Source organism: Vibrio sp. 10N.261.52.A1 (genome assembly GCF_002876325.1).
In the GTDB taxonomy this organism is placed as follows: domain Bacteria; phylum Pseudomonadota; class Gammaproteobacteria; order Enterobacterales; family Vibrionaceae; genus Vibrio; species Vibrio chagasii.
In genome coordinates this window covers 1-2,624 of sequence record NZ_MCYD01001068.1, presented here as the reverse complement: position 1 = coordinate 2,624, position 2,624 = coordinate 1, and the positions used below count along the sequence as shown (strand labels likewise).

Below are 2,624 nucleotides of genomic sequence, written 5' to 3'. Positions count from 1 at the left end.
ATGGTGATGAAGCGGATGACTTGGTTGCAACACTGGCAAAGAAAGTTGCAGACCATGGCGAGACCGTAACCATCATCTCTACAGACAAAGGCTACTGCCAACTGTTGTCGCCTACCCTGCAGATCCGCGATTATTTCCAACATCGCTGGTTAGATAAGCCCTTTATCGAGGCGGAGTTCGGCGTAAAACCAGAGCAGCTTGCAGATTACTGGGGGTTAACCGGTGTAAGCTCTAGCCAAGTGCCAGGCATCCCTGGCGTGGGGCCAAAAGCAGCAAAAGAGATATTAACTTCGTACCCCGATATTGAAACTGCATACCAAGCGGAAGACTTACCGAAGAAATATCGTAAGAAGTTTGATGAACACATTGAGTCCGCTCGAGTGTGTAAGCAAGTCTCTGCTCTCAAAACAGACATAGATTTAGGCTTTAACCTACAAGATATTCGTTACGAAGCGAGCTCTTAGCTCTATACAAAACCCTTTGTTATACCAAGTTCCAGATACAGAAAAGCCTTAGTCGATACTAAGGCTTGTTGTTATTTTGGCTGCCGCCTAACTGAACTTAATCGGATGATTAGAAGTTATAAGCGATAGAAGCTTTAAAGTTACGACCGGCTTCGTAGCTGGTGTACTTGTCTGAGCCCCAAGAGATACCAAAGCCAGTATGCTCCGCGTATTTCTTATCAAGAATGTTATCGATACCGATGTTCATCTCTAGGTCTTTCGCAAATGTAGGTGTGTAAGCCGCCCAAATATTATGCGTAGCAAAACCAGCACGCTTCACTTGCTCACCCTTTTCATCCGTGTAGTCATTACCCGGAACGAAGCGAGAATCCCAACCAAACACAAACTCACTGTTCAGGCTGTAGTTAAAGCCCGCTTTGAAGTTGTGAATGCCTGTTTTGCTCATGTGGCTTGTTTTGCCATTCTCTAGATCTTTCTGGTCACCATCCGAGTAAGAGTGGTTAGCGTATACGCTTAGAGAGTCTAATGCGTAGCTCAGTACCGTTTCCACACCCCACACTTCAACATCGTACTGGTTAGCCAGTGTTGTGTTGTTCTTAGTTGGGTGCATTTGGTTATCAAGGTTGTAGGTGTAAGCCGTGAAACCTAGGATAGCGTAATCTGCTGCCAATAGACGTGTCAGCTCGTAATCAAAACCAGCCTCATAGTTATTACCCGTCATCGCCTTAGTATCAGACTGCTTAACATCTTCAGCCGCTTTCATTGTCAAAGTCTCTGGCAATGACGCGCCTTTGAATAGACGACCGTAGCCTACACGAAGTTTTAGATTATCCGTGGTTTGGTATTCACCTTTAAATTTAGGAGACAACTGGTCGAAGTCGCCATCGTAAACACCACCAAGTTTATGAATGTCGTAACGCAAGCCAGTGGTTAAACGGAAGTCGCTAAACTCGTACATGTCTTGCAGGTAAAGACCGTAAGCTGTCACGGTACCACCATCCATGCCGTACTTCTTGGTCTCACCTTGCTTAGAACCGCTTTGGTAAACACCGTCACCCGCGTCAATCCATTGCTCTGCTTTATAGCCATCAAGACCGTAAGTCAGCTCATGCTCACCAACCCAAGAGATATTACGAATGTCACCACCAATGGTTGTCACGTTGTATTCACGATCAGGGATAGCAATTGTGCCATCTTTAATCCATTTTCCGTTCGCGTCTTTATCCCAAGCCGTATCCACAAGCGCATCGCGCTCCATGTACTGACGGTTGTAGTAGATATTGGTTTTCAGGTGTACTAAGTCACTACCTGCATCGTATTCATGTTGCAGAGTCACAGTATCACGGTTAAGCGAGTGGTAGTTGTGCTCTTCATCCGCATACAGAGCACCGGCCTTCTCACCAGAAAGCTGACGTTTACCACCATCGTTGTATCGGTTAAAAGTCAGTTTAAATTCGTTAGCGTCATTCGGGATGAATACCACTTTCGCGATGCCAGACTTCAGTTCGCCTTGCTTAGACGTCACTGCTTCCTGATCAGGGATATGTAGGTCACCATCTTCAGAGTAATTTGCAATCCCCATGAATTGCAGCTTATCGTTTACTTTTGCATACACAGCAACGTTGGTTGCGAAACGCTCGTAAGCCGTTTGGTAGCTAGTTTTAACTCGAGCACCAATGCTTTCGCCGGGCTTAAGAAGGTCGCTTGGATCTTTTGTCTCGTAGCTAAATGAGCCGTTAATCGCACCAGAGCCAGACAGTGCAGAGTTACCGCCTAATTCAATTTCAGCACGCTTAAGCATCGCTGGGTCAATGGCCTGATCACCAGAATGGTGGAACAGCTGACCTTCTTGACGTGCACCATCAATAGTCACCACGGCAAACTTGTCTTCCATACCACGTACATACACTTTGCGAGAGTAACGTGCGTTTCCATCTACCGTTACGCTTGGCATAGTATTCAGTACATCTTTAATGTCTGATGCTTGTTTCTTTTCAAGTGTGTCAGAGTTGATTTCAGTCTGAACAAGTTGATCAAGAGCTGAACCAATTACCACTACCGTTTCTTGTTCGTCGGCAGCAAGGGCTGTAAATGAAGTTAAGGCAACCGTAACGGCTACTGAAAGTGCTTTAAGTTTCATACTGTGTTTTTATATTTTAT

General features: G+C 45.5%; 2 protein-coding genes. One reads left to right on the top strand and one right to left on the bottom strand.

The annotated features are described in order from the left end of the window. Positions 1-464, top strand: a 464-nt coding sequence (locus BCT81_RS23085; RefSeq protein WP_277869842.1) for a 5'-3' exonuclease H3TH domain-containing protein, incomplete at its 5' end; no start/stop codon positions are given. Positions 465-573: 109 nt separating this feature from the next. Here BCT81_RS23085 and BCT81_RS23080 read toward each other — a convergent pair. Beyond that, complete coding sequence (locus tag BCT81_RS23080) at positions 574-2,604, bottom strand: TonB-dependent receptor (RefSeq protein WP_102425986.1); 2,031 nt, start codon at positions 2,602-2,604, stop codon at positions 574-576. Positions 2,605-2,624 lie beyond the last annotated feature (20 nt).